19 protein-coding genes are annotated in these 20,443 nt (G+C 40.5%); 9 read left to right on the top strand and 10 right to left on the bottom strand.

All coding sequences use genetic code 11. The features are described 5' to 3' along the window. The first annotated feature begins 17 nt into the window (after positions 1-17). The 5 genes from AC6JAD_RS07350 (at position 18) to AC6JAD_RS07330 (ending at position 7,967) form a co-directional block, all read left to right on the top strand. Entirely contained in the window at positions 18-4,130 is a 4,113-nt protein-coding gene (locus tag AC6JAD_RS07350; RefSeq protein ID WP_461305303.1) for a DUF6443 domain-containing protein, read from the top strand. Positions 4,131-4,136: 6 nt separating this feature from the next. Next, positions 4,137-4,649, top strand: coding sequence for a hypothetical protein (locus AC6JAD_RS07345; protein WP_461305304.1), 513 nt, complete (start codon positions 4,137-4,139; stop codon positions 4,647-4,649). Positions 4,650-4,727: 78 nt separating this feature from the next. Further along, positions 4,728-5,864 carry a hypothetical protein gene (locus AC6JAD_RS07340; protein ID WP_461305305.1) on the top strand — a complete coding sequence of 379 codons (1,137 nt, stop codon included), beginning with the start codon at positions 4,728-4,730 and terminating at the stop codon, positions 5,862-5,864. A gap of 171 nt (positions 5,865-6,035) precedes the next feature. Then, positions 6,036-6,644, top strand: a complete 609-nt coding sequence (locus AC6JAD_RS07335; RefSeq protein ID WP_461305306.1) for a hypothetical protein — start codon at positions 6,036-6,038, stop codon at positions 6,642-6,644. A gap of 801 nt (positions 6,645-7,445) precedes the next feature. Next, a complete protein-coding gene (locus AC6JAD_RS07330; protein WP_461305307.1) occupies positions 7,446-7,967 on the top strand; it encodes a hypothetical protein in 522 nt (173 codons plus the stop codon). Positions 7,968-8,089: 122 nt separating this feature from the next. On the opposite strand, the gene AC6JAD_RS07325 is transcribed toward AC6JAD_RS07330, so the two are convergent. Further along, positions 8,090-10,741, bottom strand: coding sequence for a M12 family metallo-peptidase (locus tag AC6JAD_RS07325; protein WP_461305308.1), 2,652 nt, complete (start codon positions 10,739-10,741; stop codon positions 8,090-8,092). 277 nt (positions 10,742-11,018) lie between these two features. Here AC6JAD_RS07325 and AC6JAD_RS07320 point away from each other — a divergent pair, with 277 nt between their 5' ends. The 3 genes from AC6JAD_RS07320 to AC6JAD_RS07310 are packed head-to-tail and all read left to right on the top strand — an operon-like array spanning position 11,019 to position 13,038. Next, positions 11,019-11,783, top strand: a complete 765-nt coding sequence (locus AC6JAD_RS07320; RefSeq protein ID WP_461305309.1) for a DUF3298 and DUF4163 domain-containing protein — start codon at positions 11,019-11,021, stop codon at positions 11,781-11,783. Next, complete coding sequence (locus AC6JAD_RS07315; protein ID WP_461305310.1) at positions 11,780-12,139, top strand: arsenate reductase family protein; 360 nt, start codon at positions 11,780-11,782, stop codon at positions 12,137-12,139. The genes AC6JAD_RS07320 and AC6JAD_RS07315 overlap by 4 nt, the downstream gene beginning before the upstream one ends. Then, positions 12,136-13,038, top strand: a complete 903-nt coding sequence (locus AC6JAD_RS07310) for a DMT family transporter (protein WP_461305311.1) — start codon at positions 12,136-12,138, stop codon at positions 13,036-13,038. Before AC6JAD_RS07315 ends, AC6JAD_RS07310 begins: the two co-directional genes overlap by 4 nt. 32 nt (positions 13,039-13,070) lie before the next feature. On the opposite strand, the gene AC6JAD_RS07305 is transcribed toward AC6JAD_RS07310, so the two are convergent. Continuing rightward, positions 13,071-13,817: an SDR family NAD(P)-dependent oxidoreductase gene (locus tag AC6JAD_RS07305; protein WP_461305312.1), complete on the bottom strand. Its 747-nt coding sequence runs from the start codon at positions 13,815-13,817 to the stop codon at positions 13,071-13,073. A gap of 61 nt (positions 13,818-13,878) precedes the next feature. Then, positions 13,879-14,442, bottom strand: coding sequence for a TetR/AcrR family transcriptional regulator (locus AC6JAD_RS07300; protein ID WP_461305313.1), 564 nt, complete (start codon positions 14,440-14,442; stop codon positions 13,879-13,881). Positions 14,443-14,571: 129 nt separating this feature from the next. Between AC6JAD_RS07300 and AC6JAD_RS07295 the strand changes: the two genes are divergently transcribed. Next, positions 14,572-14,946, top strand: a complete 375-nt coding sequence (locus tag AC6JAD_RS07295) for a SnoaL-like domain-containing protein (protein WP_461305314.1) — start codon at positions 14,572-14,574, stop codon at positions 14,944-14,946. Positions 14,947-14,975: 29 nt separating this feature from the next. On the opposite strand, the gene AC6JAD_RS07290 is transcribed toward AC6JAD_RS07295, so the two are convergent. The 7 genes from AC6JAD_RS07290 to AC6JAD_RS07260 all read right to left on the bottom strand — a co-directional run bounded on the left by AC6JAD_RS07290 (position 14,976) and on the right by AC6JAD_RS07260 (position 20,383). After that, on the bottom strand, positions 14,976-15,452 hold the full coding sequence (locus tag AC6JAD_RS07290) for an acyl-CoA thioesterase (protein ID WP_461305315.1): 477 nt from the start codon (positions 15,450-15,452) through the stop codon (positions 14,976-14,978). Position 15,453: 1 nt separating this feature from the next. Next, a complete protein-coding gene (locus AC6JAD_RS07285; RefSeq protein ID WP_461305316.1) occupies positions 15,454-16,284 on the bottom strand; it encodes an alpha/beta hydrolase in 831 nt (276 codons plus the stop codon). Positions 16,285-16,325: 41 nt separating this feature from the next. Continuing rightward, a complete protein-coding gene (locus tag AC6JAD_RS07280; RefSeq protein WP_461305317.1) occupies positions 16,326-16,916 on the bottom strand; it encodes a TetR/AcrR family transcriptional regulator in 591 nt (196 codons plus the stop codon). An 85-nt stretch (positions 16,917-17,001) separates the two neighbouring features. After that, positions 17,002-17,754 (bottom strand): SDR family oxidoreductase, encoded by a 753-nt coding sequence (locus tag AC6JAD_RS07275; RefSeq protein WP_461305318.1) that lies wholly within the window; start codon positions 17,752-17,754, stop codon positions 17,002-17,004. 52 nt (positions 17,755-17,806) lie between these two features. Beyond that, positions 17,807-18,388, bottom strand: a complete 582-nt coding sequence (locus tag AC6JAD_RS07270) for a TetR/AcrR family transcriptional regulator (RefSeq protein ID WP_461305319.1) — start codon at positions 18,386-18,388, stop codon at positions 17,807-17,809. A gap of 73 nt (positions 18,389-18,461) precedes the next feature. Beyond that, positions 18,462-20,105 (bottom strand): FAD-dependent oxidoreductase, encoded by a 1,644-nt coding sequence (locus tag AC6JAD_RS07265; RefSeq protein ID WP_461305320.1) that lies wholly within the window; start codon positions 20,103-20,105, stop codon positions 18,462-18,464. Between the two features lie 2 nt (positions 20,106-20,107). After that, positions 20,108-20,383, bottom strand: a complete 276-nt coding sequence (locus tag AC6JAD_RS07260; RefSeq protein WP_461305321.1) for a UBP-type zinc finger domain-containing protein — start codon at positions 20,381-20,383, stop codon at positions 20,108-20,110. Between the last annotated feature and the right edge of the window lie 60 nt (positions 20,384-20,443).

The following is a 20,443-nucleotide window of genomic DNA, read 5'->3' as shown; positions in this document are numbered from 1 at the left end:
TTCTTAAAACGAAACCGATGAAAAGATTCATATATATCACTTTTTTGTTTACTGGGTTTGTCTTTGGGCAGACTACACCCAATGTCGATGAGAATTACATCTTGGGTACCACCTACCTCAGCCCATTCAATATGGGATTTGAGCATAATGCACTCAATGAAGAAAAAATAGAGAATATCGCTTACGTAGATGGGTTGGGAAGGCCCTTACAAAATGTGGCCATTAGAGCTGGAGGAAATGGTGAGGATTTGGTGACCCCAATGCAATACGATCCTTTGGGTAGAACCGAGAAAGAATACCTCCCACTACCCGTAGCTTCCAATAACGGAAGCTATTACAGCGGAACCTTAGGGACAGGAATTATAAACGAATTGAAAACCTATTATAAGACAAAATTCCCCGAAGACTTCTATCAAGGAAGTAATCACATACCCGATTGGGATAATCCATATAGCCAAAAGTCGTTCGAAAAGTCCCCTTTGAGTCGCGTTTTAGAGCAAGGTGCTCCCGGGTACGATTGGCGCGTCGGTTTTAGTGGGGAACATACTATTAGGATGGATTACCAAACCAATACAGCCAATGAAGTCCGCATATTTAGGGTTTCTTTAGCTGGAGGGAGCTCAAACCCACAATTCAGCTATATAGGAGGAAGCCATTACCTGGCAGGAAAACTGGCAAAGAACATTACCAAAGACGAAAATTGGCAAACTACCGATGGCGACAATAATACCTCACAAGCGTTTACCAACCTAGCGGGACAGGTTATCCTAAAACGGACCTTTACTAATAATTTGGCTCACGACACTTATTATGTGTACGATGACTTTGGCAACCTTACCTATGTGCTATCTCCGGAAGCATCTGAGAAAATCGTGGATAGCAATGGTAATTTGGTAGGCAATTACCAAACTATCCTTAATGAGTTGGGTTACCAGTACAGGTATGACTCCCGCAACAGATTGATTGAGAAAAAAGTCCCTGGAAAAGACTGGGAGTTCATTGTCTACAATAAATTGAACCAGCCAGTGCTTACTCAAGATGCCAACCAACGCATCAACAACGAATGGTCGTTTACCAAGTATGATGCCTATGGACGGGTCATTATCACAGGAATCCATACCGTCGCAGGGAGCCGGAGCTCATTGCAGGCAATCATGAACGGCTATACACAGCCTTATGAGGCCCGACGTAGCAGTCCCCTTACAATAGATGGGGTCGATGTATACTACGACAACAACAAATACCCAACGGCAAATGTTACCTTACATACCCTAAACTATTATGATGATTATACAGTAGACTACAGTCCTACAACAAAACCTACAAGTGTATTGGGGCAATCTGTGGTTTCGCAAGTAAATGGACTCCCTACTGTGAGTAAGATACGTGCACTGGGAACCACCCAATGGACCACCACGCTTACCGCCTACGATGAGAAGGACCGTGCCATATATATAGATAGCTATAGCGACTTTTTACAGAGCAGGGATATCGCCCAAAGTTTGTTGGATTTTTCTGGCAGGGCGTTGGAGAGCGAAACCCAACATCTAAAAACGGGCAAGCCGGCTATAGTGACCAAGGACTATTTTACCTACGATCTTATGGGCCGTCTGTTAACCCATCACCAGCAAATAGACAATGAGAAAGTACAGCTTATCGCCAGTAATGGTTACGACGATATCGGACAGTTGGTAGACAAAGGCGTGGGGGGCATCTCCATATTGAACGGCTATACAGATCTTGAACAGGTAGATGTAACTGCCGATGGCACCATTACCCATTCCGGAGGGAGCGGAATCTGGCCTGCCAAGGCGAAGACCCAAGGAACCATACCGAGTGATTTCGATGGTGGTATGGACCTTGTAATAAACCAAACCAACCGTCATGTCCGTTTCGGTTTGGTAGAATCGGCCAATGGTGCACAAAGTAATAGCTACTACGATTATGGTTTTGAGGCGGACAACAATGTGCTATCCCCCAAAGTAAGGGTTATTATACAAGGTTCCCTAGAACCGGGAAGCTGGACTTATGCCACCGGCGATTTGTTCCGAGTAGAACGGGAAGGGAACCAGATGAAGTTTTATCAAGGAAATACCGTATTGCACACCGAACCCCTTTCGCAAGCCCAGGAAGAATCTGCATTGTTTGGAAAAGTATCCTTTAACGGAGCTTCTGGGGGGAGCGTATCGCACCTGCACATGTTTGGCCCCTTATTGGACAACAAACTTCAACGAGTGGATTATGCCTACAACGTGCGGGGTTGGCTCACCGATATTAACGATGTCGAAGCTAGTACCAGCTTTGGCAAAGGCTTAGACCAATACAGCGACCTCTTTAACTTTAAGATTAACTACAACAATATAGATGGGGCTACGGGAGCGACTCCCTTGTATAATGGGAACATTGCCCAGACACTCTGGAAAACCGAAAATGACGACAAAAATGTTAGGGGATATGCCTATCTTTATGATGATCTTAACCGCATACAAGGGGCTACGGGTTATAAAGGGGCTACCATAAATACGATGACAACCTACAATTACCATGACGTACACAATATAAGTTACGATCGTAACGGGAATTTGTTGTCCTTAACCCGAAAAGGGGCCAACGATACCGATACCGCTTCAGGTAATTGGGATATTCTCTCTTATGCATATGACGGATCGAGCAACAAGTTGCTCAATGTGCTGGACAATAGCACCGACACCAATTATAAGGGCCATGGTTTCTTAGATGGCAATATAGAGGGCGTCACGGGCTACGACGATTATGAATACGATGCCAATGGCAACATGGAGGTAGACCGCAACAAGGGTATAAATACCATTACGTATAACCACCTTAATCTTCCTGAAACCGTGACCATAAACAATGGTCTCGAATCGGGGACCATTACTTATGTGTACGATGCGGCTGGCACCAAACTCAAAAAAACTGTAGCCATAACTGGCCTAACAGCTAAGAACATCCTGTATGTGGGCGGTTATGTGTATGAAGACAACGAATTGCAGTTCTTCCCCCACCCAGAGGGGTACGTGGAACCCGTAGCGGGGACCAGCAAGAGCATTGGTATTAGCATTGGCGGTACTACCAGCTACACGGCCTACAATTATGTGTTCCAATATAAAGATCACTTGGGCAATGTACGGTTGAGCTATACCGATAGCGATGGCAATGGCAGTGTGGGCACCGGTGAAATTATCGAGGAATCTAATTACTATCCCTTCGGGCTGGAGCAATCAGGCTATAATGTCAATGTATCTGGAGGAAATAGCCTTGCTCAAAACTATAAGTACAATGGGAAGGAACTGAATTCGGAATTGGGACTCGAATGGTACGATTATGGGGCAAGGAATTATGATGCATCCCTAGGTCGATGGATGAATATTGATCCACTTGCTGAGAAGTATGCACACTTTACTCCTTATCATTACGTTTATAATAATCCAATTAACTTTATTGACCCGGATGGTGAAGAGGGAATTGTAGTTTCTGGACAACCCGGAGACCATAAAAACAAAGAACATTTTCTAGCTAATGGTCTTGACAGGGCTAGAGCAGCTCAAGGAAGAGTGCAAGACAAAAATGAAAAGGTGACCTGGATTGTGTTTAATGATGGCTCAAAAGAGCATGGACATAGCCCTGCTCAATTAAAGGAATATAGAAAGAAAGCGGAAGAAGCCGGCATTAATTTTAAGGTGGTTGATAATGTAGATTCAATTGTTGATTATATTAACGATAAAGATGGTGGTGACACAAGAAAAAATGATCGTATTTCTAGTTTCTATTATGTAGGTCATGCCACGCCTGGAGATTTAGATGTGGGTTATCCAGATTCAGGAAATTTTGAACCTGATGACTTAGATCCAGATGCTTTTAGAAGTGCTGCCTGGGTTAATTGTACAGGCGGTTGTAGAACATCTGTGCCAGGAGTTTTTGAAGATAGTGTAGTTACTCAATTTGCGGAGATATTAGATGAGTTATCTACAGTTTATGGAGTGGATGTAAGAGTATATTATGGAGGTGGTGTTCAAAGTGATGAAGAGCTTATGAAAAAGAACGACGGGAAGCATGTTAAAAAGAAAGGTGAAAGATCTGTTAAAGAAGAAGACAAAAAGAAAAATTAATTATTTATGAAAAAGATACTGTTATCATTAATCGGTTTAGTTGTTATAGGTTTTGCATTTACATTACTTTCTGGTTATTCTCTTGTCATTGGACCAAATGATAGTTTGACAATGGAAGATATAGAATGCGTAAATGGAAAAATTAATCCACTGGGTTCTTTTGATTTTTCAAAGGATTCTTGGAAGATGTATGTTCAAATAAGTTCATCCGACATGAATGAGTTGCCGGACAATATGAGGAAAGTGAATTTTATCAAAACTTCAGATTTAGTTACGATCAAAAACATCCAAGAAAAATGGAGTTTCTCGTGTAATGAAGGAGAGGATATTTCTACTGCGGAAAGTAAACTTTTCCTTTTTAAAGACGGGGATTTAGTTTTTGAATCAGCGATAGTGATTAGTGATTCAATTGAAGGTCTACAAAGTCACAGTTTTGGATGGATTCATTCTAAAGAGGGAATAATTTCTAGCGAACTTGAAAACTTCGAAAGACAATATTTCCCGATAGTTTTTCTATAAAACCAGATAAGATTTAAAGTCTTATATTGATGAAAAGCAATTGCCATGGGCAGTTGCTTTTTTGTTTACCTTAATCCTATGGAAAGTTATGAACGACCTTTTTACGAAGATGAACAATTACTCAATAGTTTTTTGAGTAAATGGTCAATTACAAATATTGAAAATATGACATTGGAGGAGTATACCGATGTCAAAAACCAACACACGTTCACAAGATGGGTTGAAGGAAAAACGCGGTCTCTTGGAAGCATAAACGGACCTATAGGAAGTGCTAAGTTCGGAATCTACAAACGTTTAAATTCAAGGAAACCAGAAAGAGTGTTTTCTAATGAAGTGTATTCTTGGATTCGATACTATGGTGAATGCGAGTTAGATGAACAAGTAGTTTTTAAAAAAGTTAAAGAAGAACTAATCCAACTAATCCAATTCTCTCAGCAGTTGGATTTTGATGCAGTTGAAAAAGTTAAGGGTTTTTACGAACTCTACAAATGGAAGGTGGCGTTTCTATATTCAAACCAAAGCATGATCCCTATATTCAATCAAAGACTACTCATAAAATTTACACAAGAATATGGAATGAAACATTCTAAGAGGGTAGAGTATGCAAAAATGCACCGTTTCCTGTATAACCAGAAACCTCCAAATCAAAGTGTATTCAACTTCATGCGGGGGTTATTCCATGAAGACGAGACGAGAGAGAGAAAGAAAAGGGATCGAAAAGGGAGAAAAACCCGTAGGGGTACTAAAACTCTGAACTCTGACGACCAAGTTCGAAAGGGAACCAAAGAAACTATTGTAACGCAACATCATAAAAAACTTCAAAAGAGATTAAAGAAATTTTTAGAAACGAAACATCCGAACGCTGAAATAACATTCGAAAAGAATTTCATTGACCTTCTGCTTATTTCGGACACCGAGGTTCACTATTATGAAGTCAAAACGGCTTTAACCCCTGAAAACTGCATAAAAAAGGGTTTGGGACAACTTTTGAGTTATTCATATCACGAAGAACAGATTCTAAAGAAATATAAAGGGCTTGCAAAAAGAATTATCATTTTTGGTCTCTTAAAAGCCAATGAAAAAGACTTACAATTCATAGATTATATCAACCGAAAGTTAAATGTCAATTTTGAATATCTTTCGTTAGAAGAAATTAATTCCAGCCCCGCTAGCGCCCGTCTCCAGACGGGTGCTTCCATACGAGTGGAAAATTAATACGCGGGACGTTAAACTAAAAATGCTATCTTTATACAACTACCACAACCCCCTAGAGGGTTGTGGTTTTTTGTTTGTGTAGTACACCCGTCGGGAGACGGGCGTCAGCAGAGGAAGAAGATATAAGAGCATTTACAATTAAACGAGAATATATAGAAAGACCACTGTCAAATGAAAAAGTTAGGAAAAGTCAGTAATATTAGATTGAGAGTTAAAAGGAATAATCCTTTTCTTATTTTTTTGATTACCATTATAATAGTAGGTTGTAAAGAAAAACAAACAGATGAAACTATTAAGAATATTGAATCCGACAATTTAAAAACAGAATCCATCTATTCAGATTTATATGAACAGATTGATGTTGTTTTTTCCTTCGAGGAGGCACAACTAAAAGCTCAAGAGAGTAACAAACCCTTCTTGACATTTTTTAATAGCCTCGCTTGTGTAAATTGTAGGGAATTTGAACAAAGGGTGTTTTTTGCACCAGAATTAAATTCTTTATTATCTGAAACCTTTGTCATTGCCATATTATTTGTAGATGATACTAAATTGTTGAACAAAGCAGAAAAACTGTATTCTGAAATAACACAACAAGAAATAAAGACAATCGGGCAATACAATTCAGAGTTACAGGTTTTACTTACCCAAACAGGCGATCAACCTAAAGTAAATGCTTTTGATTGTACTAGTAATTTCTTAGGTTCTTATAATGGTAAGATTGATTCCATTGAAGCCTTTAAAGAATGGATAATAGAGATTAGAAAGACCATTGATGATTGATTTAAAATAGAACTTTATTAGTAGTGTTCTCCTTAATGGTCTTCTCCAAACCTACGCTAGCGCCCGACTCTGTCGGGTGCTTCCACGAGAGTAAGTAGAGTGTAATCAATTTGAACCAAGTAAATTCTATATCAATCGCAGCCTAGAAGGCTGCGGTTTTTCTTTGGTCCTTTCTTTTGTTAAGAGAAAGGACTCTCATTGTGGCCAATACCCTTTGAAATAAGATTCAGACAGGTTCAGATAATGGTCTTGCCACGTTGATGTACTCATCCAGATACGTCCTCTAACTCATCCAGACACGTTCCATAAGTAGGCTGTACACGTTGCTATACTATACTGGATACGTTATGATACTAGGTCAAACACGTTGTTCGACGTGTTTCGACACGTTCATTAAGTAGGCACGATAGGTTGGGTAACCGGAATGGACCACTACAACAACCTGTCTGGACCTGTTCAGGTAGTAGGCTGGCCTACTACCACAACCCCTTTGGCTCATTCCAGAACGCCACGGACTTACTTATTTTAGCATAACATGAGGATGTTGACCCAAAATCACTATCTTTATTGTAAACCACGACCCCTAGAAGTAAGGGTTGTGGTTTTTTGTTTGTGCAGTACACCCGTCGGGAGACGGGCGTCAGCAAGAGCAAGAACACAGTAGATAATATCTTGTCATTAAGGGCTGCTAGAATAATTGATTTGTTAATAAGCAGGAGTTAGAAGCGATCAATTAATTCGTGGCATAGGAACTATATCGCGTGATGGCCCAAGAGTTAATTTTAAAGTAATTAATGAGTGATGAACATTGTAAAGGTTATATTATTAAGCACTATACTTTTAATCTTTAATCCTGAAAAGAAGGTATGGGATGAAAGTAATAAGTTGGAATGGTCAGATTTTAAAGGAGAAGTGCCCCAAGAACGAGGCTTGAAAATTGCAAATAGTTATATCAACATTGAAATAGAAGGGGAAGTTTATAAAGGAGAAATCCCGAATTTAAAAATCGTCCCGTACTTTCTCAAAAATGAATCTTGGACTACCGTTTCGGATAAAATAACTTTGAATCATGAACAATTACATTTTGACATTTCGGAGTTATATGCTCGGCGAATGCGAAAGAGTTTCGATAGTCTAGTTTATTCTAAAACTGTAGACTTTGAAATATATGAAAGTTGTTATGTGAATTTATATTCCCAATATTTAGAATCGCAAAGATTATATGACAGCGAAACATATTTCAATGAGGAAATACAGATGATGTGGAAAGATTCAATTCTTAAAGAGCTTAATAAATTGAATGATTTTAAGATGGGGGAATAATTCTAAATACCCAAGTAATAAAAATGTCCCATTTTGCATCAGGCTCCCATAGAAAGATTCAACAAAAAAACACCCGGTTTCCCGGGTGCTTTCCATCTGAAATTAGGTTTGTTATCAGATCGCTATTCCAAGACCAAAATCTTGTTCACATTAATTTCGGCAGTGGAAACGCGCACAAAGTAGATTCCGGATTTCCTATTGGATAGATTCAGGGAAATTTGCTTCTTGCCATCGGTTTTTCCACCAGCAATGACATTTCCATAGAAATCGTACACTTCGTAAGTACCCTTTCCTACCTTATCCAATTGCAGGTCGAATACCCCATTACTCGGGTTCGGTACTATACTAAAGGAGGCCTGAGAGGCCTGTGATTGCTCCCTCAATCCACGCTGTTCTGGGTCATTAATAATCAAGAATCGTTCACCGCCTTCATATTCCCGTTTCAGGTAATTTTCCTGCACCACATCGAACAATACTTGCTCTCCCCTTTCCAATTCGCGGAAAAGCTCGAATTCGAATGTCAATGAAAACGTCTCCCTATATTCCAGCGGGAATCGGGTAAAGGCCGCTTCGGCATCGGTGAGGCGAACCACACCATCGTCAACTATTTCAATACCACGCCCTTCTAGAGACCCGTGTTCCAACAACCGCTCGAATAATTCTTGGTCCATTTTCACCAATACAGTTCCCATTTCAAAGTATCGCTTTCGAATTTCATCGTTGAAACCTCGATCCACAAATCGGATATTGATCAGTGGCAGCTCTTCATTGATTCCACGAATAAAGACACTCTGTGGTGGTGGGAGATCATTAGGATCGGCATTGTACACACTCACATTTTTCCAAGCGATATTGTTATTGTTTCTCGCATTGGGACTCACACTGCCCACAGCTTCATTAAACATAGGGTCGTTGGGTGAAATAATACGTGACACCAAACAGAAATGGTGCTTGTCATTAATATAATCGTCCGGATCTGGTGGATACCAAGGAATTTCCATGGTTATATCTGCTCCAGGTGCAATAGATGGAATAATAGCCGTTCCAATTATATCCCCATGCAATACACTGTTGGATCCCACATTTTGATAGAAATTATCGAAATGTACTGGCCATTGCAGTCCTGTGGAAGCCTTACTGAAATATACTTTCAGCACAGCACAATCGGAAGTCGTGGTACCACGGTTCCTAATCTTTACATAGACTCCGTTGGGCTCGAACATTTTAAATTCAGGATTTTCTGGCGTAGTACCATTATCTAACGATTTACGCACCCAAATGTCCTCGCTTATCCACATAGGACCCGTATCTGGGTTAGGTTCCAAACCAACATCGAACGGACGGTCTTTGGTGTATAGATCGAAAGATCCCGATACAATAGGACAGGGTGAACAATTACCCAAACAAGAACCATTGGCCACATTATCCCTCAGCACATTTCCGGGTTGTAATCCGAATCCTAAGGTGAAATTGATCCCCACTGGCTGAATATGACAGTAACTCATAATGGTTCCACCATTGGCGGGAACCGGAGGTTGTGTACACCAATTACACCCAGGAATACTGGGATTGGCATTCTCCTGACAGCTACTACAGCCATCGATAGCTGTATTATTGCCATTCCAAATACAAGCGTGGGTATGACGCGAACCAAAGAGGTGCCCAAATTCGTGGGTCACCACCATGACATTCCAACTATAGGTCGGAACATTGGTAACTGTTGAAGTTAGATTGGCTGAAACCGATAAACTTAAATCGCTATTGGCATTACATATCCCATCGAAACCAGCAGCACGTCCCCCACCTGCATTCCTAAAAGTTAACAGTTGCCCGAGATCCCCTGTAAAGGCTCCAGTATTGTTCTGAAATTGAGTTAACAACGAAGCCGTATTGGTAGCCGTATAAGGATCGGCGGTATCCCAAACATTGATCATGGAAATGGTCGTATCTATCCCTTCATTGTAGTAAATAACGGCCACTTGGTTATAGAGTGCAGTCACATAGTTTTCTACACCCACAACGGTTCCAAAGGATTGATAAATATCGAATTCCGTTTCAAAATAAAGACCCACACAATTGGTTTCGAAGGCTCTGGTCTGACCTTGTTTATCATAAGGTTCCAACAACATTTTTGGATCGTACTCCATAAAGCCCTCATCATCTGGCATGTCACATTCAAAATCGAATGGGATACGAAGGTTGTTGTCATTGTAAATGATAAATTCGTTACCATCCTTCAGTTTTCCAAGATTGTAGTTTCCTTCCGCATTCGAAATGAAACCCATCACATCTTTATCAAAAAAGCTTAAGGCTACAAGACTATTTTCCTGTCCGCGAATGACACCGCGATAATGCTTTGCCTTTCTGTTTGGCTCTACCTGTTGACCACTACTGGTAACCAGCTGATAGTCGTAAAAACTATCGGGTACAGCCACTAGGTCGATGGTTGCCGTAGACTTTCCCAATGGAATATCGAATGAGATCGCACGGCCATTCCATTGATCTGAGTTTTGCTGGTATGTTAACAGATGAACTTCATCTGCATTGTAAAAATCTGCAGGTTGGGCATATCGACTATCAGATACTTGAAACGGCTCTACCATTTCAAAATCTATGTTATTGGATTTGGCCTCCTGTACTTGGTCGTGAATTCGGTTCTGAGCAAATAACGCTCCTGAAATAAAGAAAAGTGCCATAAATGCTATGGCATGAAACCGACGGAAATTTCTAAACGGAATGGGGATTTTCCTAGAATGAACATAAGTCATTTTCATAATGATGGTTTTTAAAGGTTACTACTAAATTTTTAAGTAAGGTTTGCTGTTATAACATGCAATAATTGTTAAGCTAAGTTATTACTATTCAAGATCTTAGGTTGGGGGTAAACACCCCGTTTTAAAAAGGAAAAACCCTCCATGAGATTCATAATATTTGTTATATTATAGATACGGCTTATCCGTACCTCTTGATCTAATTCTACATAATAGTGGTTAGGATAAATTGAATCTTTCATATATCAATCGATTGTTAAAATCGTCGTATTTTTAGTGCATGCTAAAAAAGTCATTGTCCCTACTCATCCCGTTTTTCATACTAAGTTGTACAAACGAACCCCCTTTTGCACTAATCCAGGAAAGCTTTACCGAGAAAGACTTGGCCATTTGTGCGAACGACCCTTGCTCTTCGGTGGTGATCGATTACCCAAAAGCTAATGGCAATCCAGCTGTTGCGTCCAAAGTGAATGCACAAATAGAAGCGTGGGTAGCCCATGTGCTTTTTTTGGGTGAGGATGGTGTTTCGTCTAACAAAACGATCGAAAATGCGGCAAAAGACTTTATCCTTGCCTATCGAGACCATCAGGCAGATCTTCCTTCCAGTATTGACACAGGTGGATACGAAGCCGAAATCAATATAGAAGTAAGCCATGAATCGCCTGAGCTCACGTCATTGGTCATGGATCATTTTATTTATACGGGAGGAGCCCACGGCAATGGTGCCATCACTTTTCTTAACATAGACAGGAACACGGGTGATGCACTAACGATAGATCAGTTATTTTCAAACCGGAAAGCTGTAACCGCGATTGTAGAAGCAGAATTTCGCAAGCAGCATGATATCTCCAAAGGGAGCAGTATCAATGAACCCGGATTCTGGTTTGAAAATGATACGTTCTCCCTTTCCGAAACGGTCGGCTTCGCAGAAGGATATTTATTTCTGACCTACAATCCTTATGAAATTGCACCGTACTCCGAAGGTATTATCTCATTGAAAGTTCCACTGGAACAAATCGACGAATATCTGAATTTCGAATTATGAAAAAAATATACCATCTCGCCACCTGCGATACTTGCAAACGAATTATCAACGAAATTAACCTACCTACCTCTTTTGAAAAAAGGGAAATAAAGCAACAGGAAATCACTGTGAAGGAATTGGAATCCCTTGCAGCCCTCTCTGGTAGTTATGAAGCCTTATTTAGCAAGCGCGCCAAATTGTACAAGGAAAGGGGATTAAAGGACGAAGTACTTTCTGAAGATGACTATAAGCGATTTATTTTGGAACATTACACCTTTTTGAAACGCCCTGTTATTGTAAATGGTAATGAAATATTTATAGGCAATAGTAAAAAAACAGTAGAGGCCGCGAAGGTCAGCATTCAAAGCAATTCATGAATCCAAGAGCCCTAGCCTTACTCGCTGCCACAGGTGCCAGTGCCATTTATGGAGCCAATCATACCTTGGCCAAAGGTCTTATGCCCGATGTTATTGGACCCTTCGGTTTCATTGTACTAAGGGTTGTGGGCGCAGCCATTCTATTTTGGATCACAAGTTTCTTCCTCCCCAAAGAAAAAATTGACAAAAAAGACTGGCTCCGAATTTTAGGCTGTGCCTTGTTTGGTATGGTGCTCAATATGAATGCCTTTTTTAAGGGATTGGAACTTAGTACACCCATTAATAGTTCGGTGGTCATTACCCTAACACCTGTTTTGTTGCTAATCCTTTCCGCATTCTTTCTTAGGGAACGAATTACTTGGCTTAAATCGGTAGGGATTGGACTTGGTTTAATAGGAGCCCTGTTACTTATCCTTTTTGGTGAAAAAACCCAACCCAATGCTCCCAACATCCCGCTAGGGAATATGTTCTTTATTGTAAATGCTACCTCTTATGCTTTCTATCTTATTATGGTGAAGCCTTTGGTGGCAAAGTATAGTTCTATCACCTTAATGAAATTTTTCTTCCTTATTGCCGTCTTTCTTAACATCCCAATAGGCGGAAGTGAATTTATGGCCGTGAACTGGGGTAGCCTCGACTTTGGCGTATGGTGGAAATTGGCATTTGTAGTGGTAGGTACAACCTATCTCACTTACCTTTTCAATATTTATGCATTAAAGCAATTGAGCCCCTCTACCATAGGTGCCTTTATCTATCTACAGCCAGTATTGGCGACACTCATAGCGGTGTTGGCAGGCGCAGACACCATTACCTCTTTAAGGTTAGGTGCTGCCGCACTTATATTTTTGGGAGTTTTTCTTTCCACGCGAACGCGAAAAGCGACACAACCCAAGGGTTAAGTCGCTTTCAATTAAGATATCACTTTGTTACTTTAATTTCTACCCGCAATAACACCGCCATCCGTGTCCCATATGGCACCGGTAACCCAAGATGTTTTATCCGATAACAGAAATAAAATGCTATTGGCAACATCATCTGGACTTCCATTGCGACCAATAGGATGAAAGTCGTGGAAGCCTTCCAAAGCCTTTTCAGCCTCTTCCTTGCCGCCAAATACCCCGTGATATACCGGAGTGGAAACGACAGCCGGAGAAACGGCGTTCACCCGAATATTGTGATCAGCCAGTTCCATCGCCAAATGCTGCGTTAAGGTATGCAACCCAGATTTTTGCATAGAGTATGCAGAGGAAGGGGTTGCTTTCACGGCCTGTTTGGCCCACATAGAACCCACGTTTACAATGGCTCCACCACCTAAGTCTTTCATTTTACGGGCCGTTGCCTGTGTAAGAAAGAAAAAACCACGGTTTAGATCCAGGTAAGAGTCATAGTCGGAGACCGTATGCTCGAGAAAAGGCTTGGGCCCAAAAATTCCGGATGCATTTACCAGATAGTCTACACGATCTAAGGAATCAATTTTTACAATGAGCTCCTGCAGATCATTGGCATTGGTTATATCTGACTTTATTTTGATTAAATTAGGTTGATCCTGCACTTTGTCTGGATTTCTTCCCACAATAATCACCGTGGTACCTTGATCTAATAATTGTGTTGCTGTGGCATTTCCGATACCACTTGTGCCACCTACAATGACAGCTACTTTGTTTTTGAATTCTTTCATATTATGAATTTTTAAAGATTGAATTAGACAGACAGGTCTGTCTTTTTTTAATTAAAATTTTTTACTTCAATAATTGCATGGCCATATCGCGCGCCATGCGGATGGGCCAATCCTTTTTATGCAAATGACTTTCGGCCACGGCACCTTCGTACAATAAATACAATTGCTTGGAAAGGCTAACCACATCCTTTTGCTGTACATCACTTCTATTAGTTGCCACCAACTTTTCAATAAACCTCATGAACTCACCTTTCTCCTTTTGAATCTCCACCAAGATCTTCTTATTATCACTGGGAATTTCGGAAACCGTGTTCAAGCACCAGCAACCATAAAAACCGTCACTGCGAAAAAATTGCAGTAGAAAGTCGAAAATGGCCAATAGTTGTTTATCCCCTTTCGGTTTTGCGTAACAGTATACCCCTATTTCATGTAAAAACACCTGATTTTTATACTGGATATACGCCACACAAATATCTTCCTTAGACGAAAAGTGATTATATAGTGTCGCCTTGGCAATACCTGCCTCTGCAATAATCTCATTAATTCCTGTAAGATTATATCCCTTTTCGTAGAATAATGAGGAAGCCGTCCTTACAATGGTATTTCTAACCTCTGAGTGTTTCACAGGGCAAATATAAAGGCTTTTTTTAAAAACAGACAGACTTGTCTACTTTTTAATATAGGATTAACACTCCGCTAATGTATATCCCTTCAAATATCCCTAACTTTAGGAAACTAATTAAAACCTTTCACAATGAATACAGAAGAAATTGCAAGCAAGCTTGTAGCGTGGTGTAACAGCGGCCAAGAAGAGAAGTGTTATCATGAACTTTACAGTCCGGAAATTGTAAGTATAGAACCCGAAGGCAGTTCCGAAAATCCAGTTGCGCGAGGAATGGAAGAAGTGGCAAAAAAAGGGGAATGGTGGCGTGAAACTTTTGAAATGCACAGTAGTCACATGAGCGATCCCATTATTGCAGACAATTGGTTTAGTGTTAGACATGAGATCGATGTAACCCACAAGCCCAGTGGGCAGCGTAACAAAATGTCCGAAATTAGTGTGTATACCGTAGGTGACGGTAAAATTGTACGGGAACAGTTTTTCTACGATGTTCCTAAAGAAGGATAATAAGTGACCTCCCAGTAGGGAGGTTTTTTTTATGTTAGGTCCTTGGGCATACGACCCGATTGCCGCATATCCATTTTTGTTAAAACCTTGAAATCATCTGTTTTTGGTGCCTTTTCCAATAACGGAAGCATATCTCCTGGAAGTGGTGTTAATTTTCGCGCTTTAAGATCCATCCACCCTCCTAGCATATCGCAAAAAGCCAAATTACGACCTTTTGGATCGTAGAAATTGTGAACAAACCTGAAGAACATTCCGTCTTCGCTCATACCTCCCAATTGAAAACTTACTTTTATGGGTTGGCCCTGGAAGATCTCTTTAAAATAGTACACATTTTCATTGAATACCACTGGCCCCATATCATATTTGGCCATGACCTTTTGACTAATCCCATGTTCGATCAAAAAGCCCATACGTGTGTGGCTCATAAAATTGATGTAGGCACTATTGGCCAAATGACGATTGGCATCTAAGTCGGACCAACGAATATCGAATTCTTTAAAATACATTTTAGTTCTTTATAAACGTTATTACTTTTTCAATGACATCTGGGGTCTTCAAATTATGATCATTCCCCTCGGTAAAATAAGTCTTTACTCTTTTGTTACCGTTAATTGCCTGTTCTATGGATTTGAAAGGTGTTATCCTATCGGTTCTCTCATGAACAATTAATAGCGGGTTCTCTATTTCATTGAAGAAATGCTTCATAGAGACTTTATTATGGGGCAATTTCAATATTTCATTGATTTTCCCCTCTAAATTTTCCATGGCTTTTTTGGATAAACCCAGCAAATCTTCAAAGTATACAAAGATAGCATCCATGCCTGACGGCGCGCCTGTGATGACATACTTTCTTACGGGCAGTTCTGGGTCTTCCAGCCTAGCATAGGCGGTAGCTAAACTACCTAACGAATGGCACACCAGGGTATCTATAGCACCCGTATGGTGTATCGCCTCCTGAAGGGATTTACGATAAACCTCCAAATTAAGGTATTCCCCTTTGGCCAATCCATGGCCAGGGGCATCGACTGCAAACACCGTGTAGTCGTTTAAATCAATATGTTCCACAAAGTTTCGCCAACGCTGGGAGTTGCTTAACCATCCATGTAAAAAAAGTACCTTTTTAGGACCATTACCCCATCTATGTAGCACCGAAGAATGACCATCTACATTCAAATAGGTTTGCTCGGCTTCTTCAAAAAATTCCTTTCCTTTTTCAGAAATACCCACACGCTTAACTTTACACAATAAATTGAAAGAAAAATCGGCATTCCATCTAGGGAATAATACTGCAGTTACATTAATAAACGTACCTACGGATTGAGTGATTAGCTTTTTCATTATCATAAGATACCAATCGGTATCAAATTGGTTAAAAAATTTTACAAGGACATATCCCTTACCAATTTTCTTAAATGGGAAATGGTTTGTAGAATGGCCTTTTTATTTCGCTCTAACTTGCTCATCATTATTCCACCTTCCAAGGTAGCAATGATGATAGTACTGTAGAGTGCAGTATCGATTTCGGGATGAACCTGTTTGTTCTTTACCCCATTTACCAACAATCGTTCCACCGAAGCTTTAAGTTGAGCCAACATATTATAAGCTTGCTGTCGCAAAGCAGTGTTGGTATCATCTGCCTCTACTGCTGCATTCATAAGCGGACAGCCTCCTTCATATAGCGGTGTTTCCATATACTTTTCAAAGAACCCGAAAATGGCTTCCATTTTTAACTGAAAGGTTCCAGCTTCACGAATGGATTGCCCTAATTCGTTAAACATGAGCTTACCTAAGCTTCTTAATGCTTCCTGCTCCAGGTCACTTTTACTATCGAAATGCCGATAGATTGCACCTTTGGTCAACCCCGTAGCCTTGGTGATATCACTTATGGAAGTAGCTTTGTAACCCTGTGTATTAAAAAGGTTAGCGCTTTCTTTAAGTATGGTATTTTTTGTAGTTTCAGGATTTCTCACGTTTCAAAGATACCGATCGGTATCTAATTAAACAAAAAAATCTCCCCAAATTGGGAAGATTTTATAATTAAAGGAAAAATTGATACTAAATCTGGCTCATTCCGCCATCAATTTCCAATTCGATTCCGTTTACATAACTAGCCTCATCGCTGGCCAAAAACAAAACGCCTTCGGCTACTTCGTTAGATTCCCCAAAGCGCTTTAAGGGTACGTTTGCGGCAAAGGCAGTTCCCATTTCCTGCACTTGTTCCTGTGTCATCCCATCCATTTTATTATATATAGGTGTCCCTATTGGGCCTGGTGCAATGGAATTGACGCGAATATTCCTTGGTGCAAGTTCGCTGGTCAATACCCGTGCATAGGCGCGCAAAGCTCCTTTTGTGGCACTATAAACCCCAGCGCCTTCGAAGCCTTTTTGATGAACAATGGAAGTATTAAAAATAATATTCCCTCCTTCATTAATGTTTGGAATGGCCTCTTTTACCAAAAAAGCGGGCCCTTTAATATTAATGTTGAATTGGTTATCGAAAAAGTCTTCATCGATCTGATCCGCCGGTGCAAATTGGGCAACGCCCGCATTGGCAAATATCACATCGATTTTCCCAAAGGTATTTACGGCCGTTTCCACTAATCTTTTATTGTCATTTGGATTGGCCTGATCTGCCAATACTGCCTTAAAATTGCCCTCCAGCTCCTTGGATACTTCATCCAAAGCTTCCTGTCTTCTTCCAGAAAAGACCACATTGGCCCCTTCCCTAAGAAATCCTTTTACCGCTGCTAATCCTATACCAGAATTGCCACCCGTTACTACTACTGTTTTGTTTTCAAATTTTCTCATGTGTGTTCAATTATATTTTGAAATGATCGTTTCAAAAAAGGTTAAAAAAATATTAAGCTATTGTCTTTAGTATGTTTTGAATAATTCCCTTTAAAATTTTAGGGTCACGCACATTCAAGCCGGTAATTCTGAATCCCTGAAAGGCACTTACCAAATAATGGGCTAGGGCATCGCTACTTTCATCCTTGCGTATAGACCCATCTTCCTGCCCCTGTCCAACCAAGTCTACAAAGGTGTCATGCAATCGCGACTGATTGGCTTCGAGCATAGTTCGCAATTGCTCGTCTTGATTACCCATTTCGGTATAGCAATTAATTAGCATACAGCCCTTATCCTGTTTATCGTGTATCATTTCATCCAGGAGATACAAAAATGCCAACCCTACAGATTCCAACGCATTGCGGTTTTTCTCTTTTACCTTATCAAAAAGACATCCGCTTTCTTCTTGGTATTTCTTAAGGCTTTGTTGGTACAACTCCATCTTATTACCAAACGAATTATAGATACTGCTACGATTCAACCCCATGGCATCCACAAGATCCTGCATAGAAGTGCCATTGTATCCCTTCATCCAGAATACATCCTTGGCCTTGTCCAATACTTCGTCCCTATTAAAATCCTCGCTTCTTGGCATGATGCTTATTAATTGCAGTACAAATATAATGAAACGAACGTTTCAGAAAAGCGTTTTAATAAAATTTTAGGTTTTAGGTTACTTCAGAGGGCATCTCAGCTAAAAATTGGTGCACCTGACTTACCGCCATAGAGCCTTCTCCCACAGCGGACGCAACTCTCTTCACCGAACCTTTTCGTACATCACCTACGGCAAAGAATCCAGGAATGCTTGTTTCTAGGGATTGAGGTTTTCGTTGCTCATAAATGGCACATTTAGATAAATGTTCTTCTTGTATTGCAGGACCGGTATAAATAAATCCTTTCTCATCCGTTGCTACCAAATCGCCCAGCCAATCGGTACAAGGCCTTGCTCCTATAAAAGTGAATAGATTGGTAATACCCACCTCTTTTTTTCCTTCTGGAGTCGATAGTCTTATAGACTCCAAATGACCTTCTCCGTGCAACTCACTTACCTCCGTATACAATTGCACATGAATATTAGGTGCGGCCTCAATTCTCTGAACGAGGTAGTCGCTCATTTTAGCCCCTAAATTTCCTCCCCTCAAGATCACATGAACTTCTTTAGCGTGATCTGCCAAAAACAGTGCAGCCTGACCTGCGCTATTTCCTCCTCCTACAACACCTACCAATTCATTCTTACAGGCCGAGGCGTTCATTCCTGTTGCAGAATAAAATACCCCGCTACCTTCATATTGTGCTATATTCTCTATGGGTAGCCTTTGATAATTGGCCCCCGTAGCAGCCATAATCGCCCTTGTTTTAATCTGTTTTCCATTGGTTACCCCAATAATAAAATGATTCCCCGTATGCCCAATGCATTCAGCCTTTTGGGGAATAGAAATATTACATCCGAATTTCTGTGCTTGAACATAGGCCCTGTTGGCCAAATCGTTTCCAGAAATTCCAGTCGGAAACCCAAGATAATTTTCAATTTTTGAGCTTTTCCCTGCCTGTCCTCCAGGTGCATTGCTGTCTATCGTAACTACACTAAGGCCTTCTGAAGCAGCATAAACGCTGGCCGCCAATCCTGCCGGACCCGCACCAATGACAAGTAGGTCAAACACCTTGTCCTCAAAATCCATAAGAACGCCGCTATATCTTGCGAGTTCATCTATAGACGGGTTTTGGCAAATTTTGGCCTCACTATTAATAAGAATTGGTAGGTCTTCCTTTTTGATATTGAAATTTTCCAATAAGTCTACAGCTTCTTGAGAAGTGTCTATATCCAAAAAGTTGTGCCAAATGTGATTCTTTTCCATAAAGTCCCTAATGACGTATGTCGAACTAGAATTGCTAGAGCCAACGAGCTTGATTCCTCCGGTAAATTCTGTCAAGACTGTTTCTTGACGGAGCAAAAAAGCGTGCAGTAACATATCGCTTATATCGCTGTGCTTAGCTATGGCCTCTTTGAGCATAGCGGGTGTAATGCGCAAGACCCTGGTATTTGCTTCGGCTATTGCATGAAATTGGGCTCCCCGATTGGAAAGCATCCCGCTATCGCCCGTGAATTCATTTTCTCCATGATCTACAATACTCTTGTTATTATTGTAAGGATCTATGATAGATACTTGGCCTTTAAGAACCACAAAAAAGTCATAGGTTTGGTCCCCTAAGGAAAACAACCTGGATCCTTCTTCACAATCTTCTATGATTCCATAAGGTTTAAGAAAATTGATTTGCCTTGCATTTAATTCTGGGAATCTTGGGTCCTTCATATTTAATATTTTACAATCTTTTTATCGACGTAGCACCACATCCAATATTCCTTGGGTTCTGCCGAAGCAATTACGGGATGACTATGCGACACGGCATGTTGGCTGGCATGTTTATTAGGAGAACTATCACAACAAAGTGTGGTACCACACTCCTGACACGTACGTAAATGAACCCACGTATCTCCCAATACCACGCACTCGTCGCATTGAAATACTTTAGGTTTTCTTATTTCCGAAATTGCCTTAAGATGCTCGCATTTTTTCCCCTTTAGTTCCATACCCTAAATTTACAACAATTAGAATAGCCATTTACAAACGGCTGACTATTTTACAAAAGC

The sequence above is a fragment of the Aureisphaera sp. genome (genome assembly GCF_059726885.1).
Note: the sequence above shows the minus strand (reverse complement) of the source record. Positions and strands in the feature narration are given on the sequence as shown.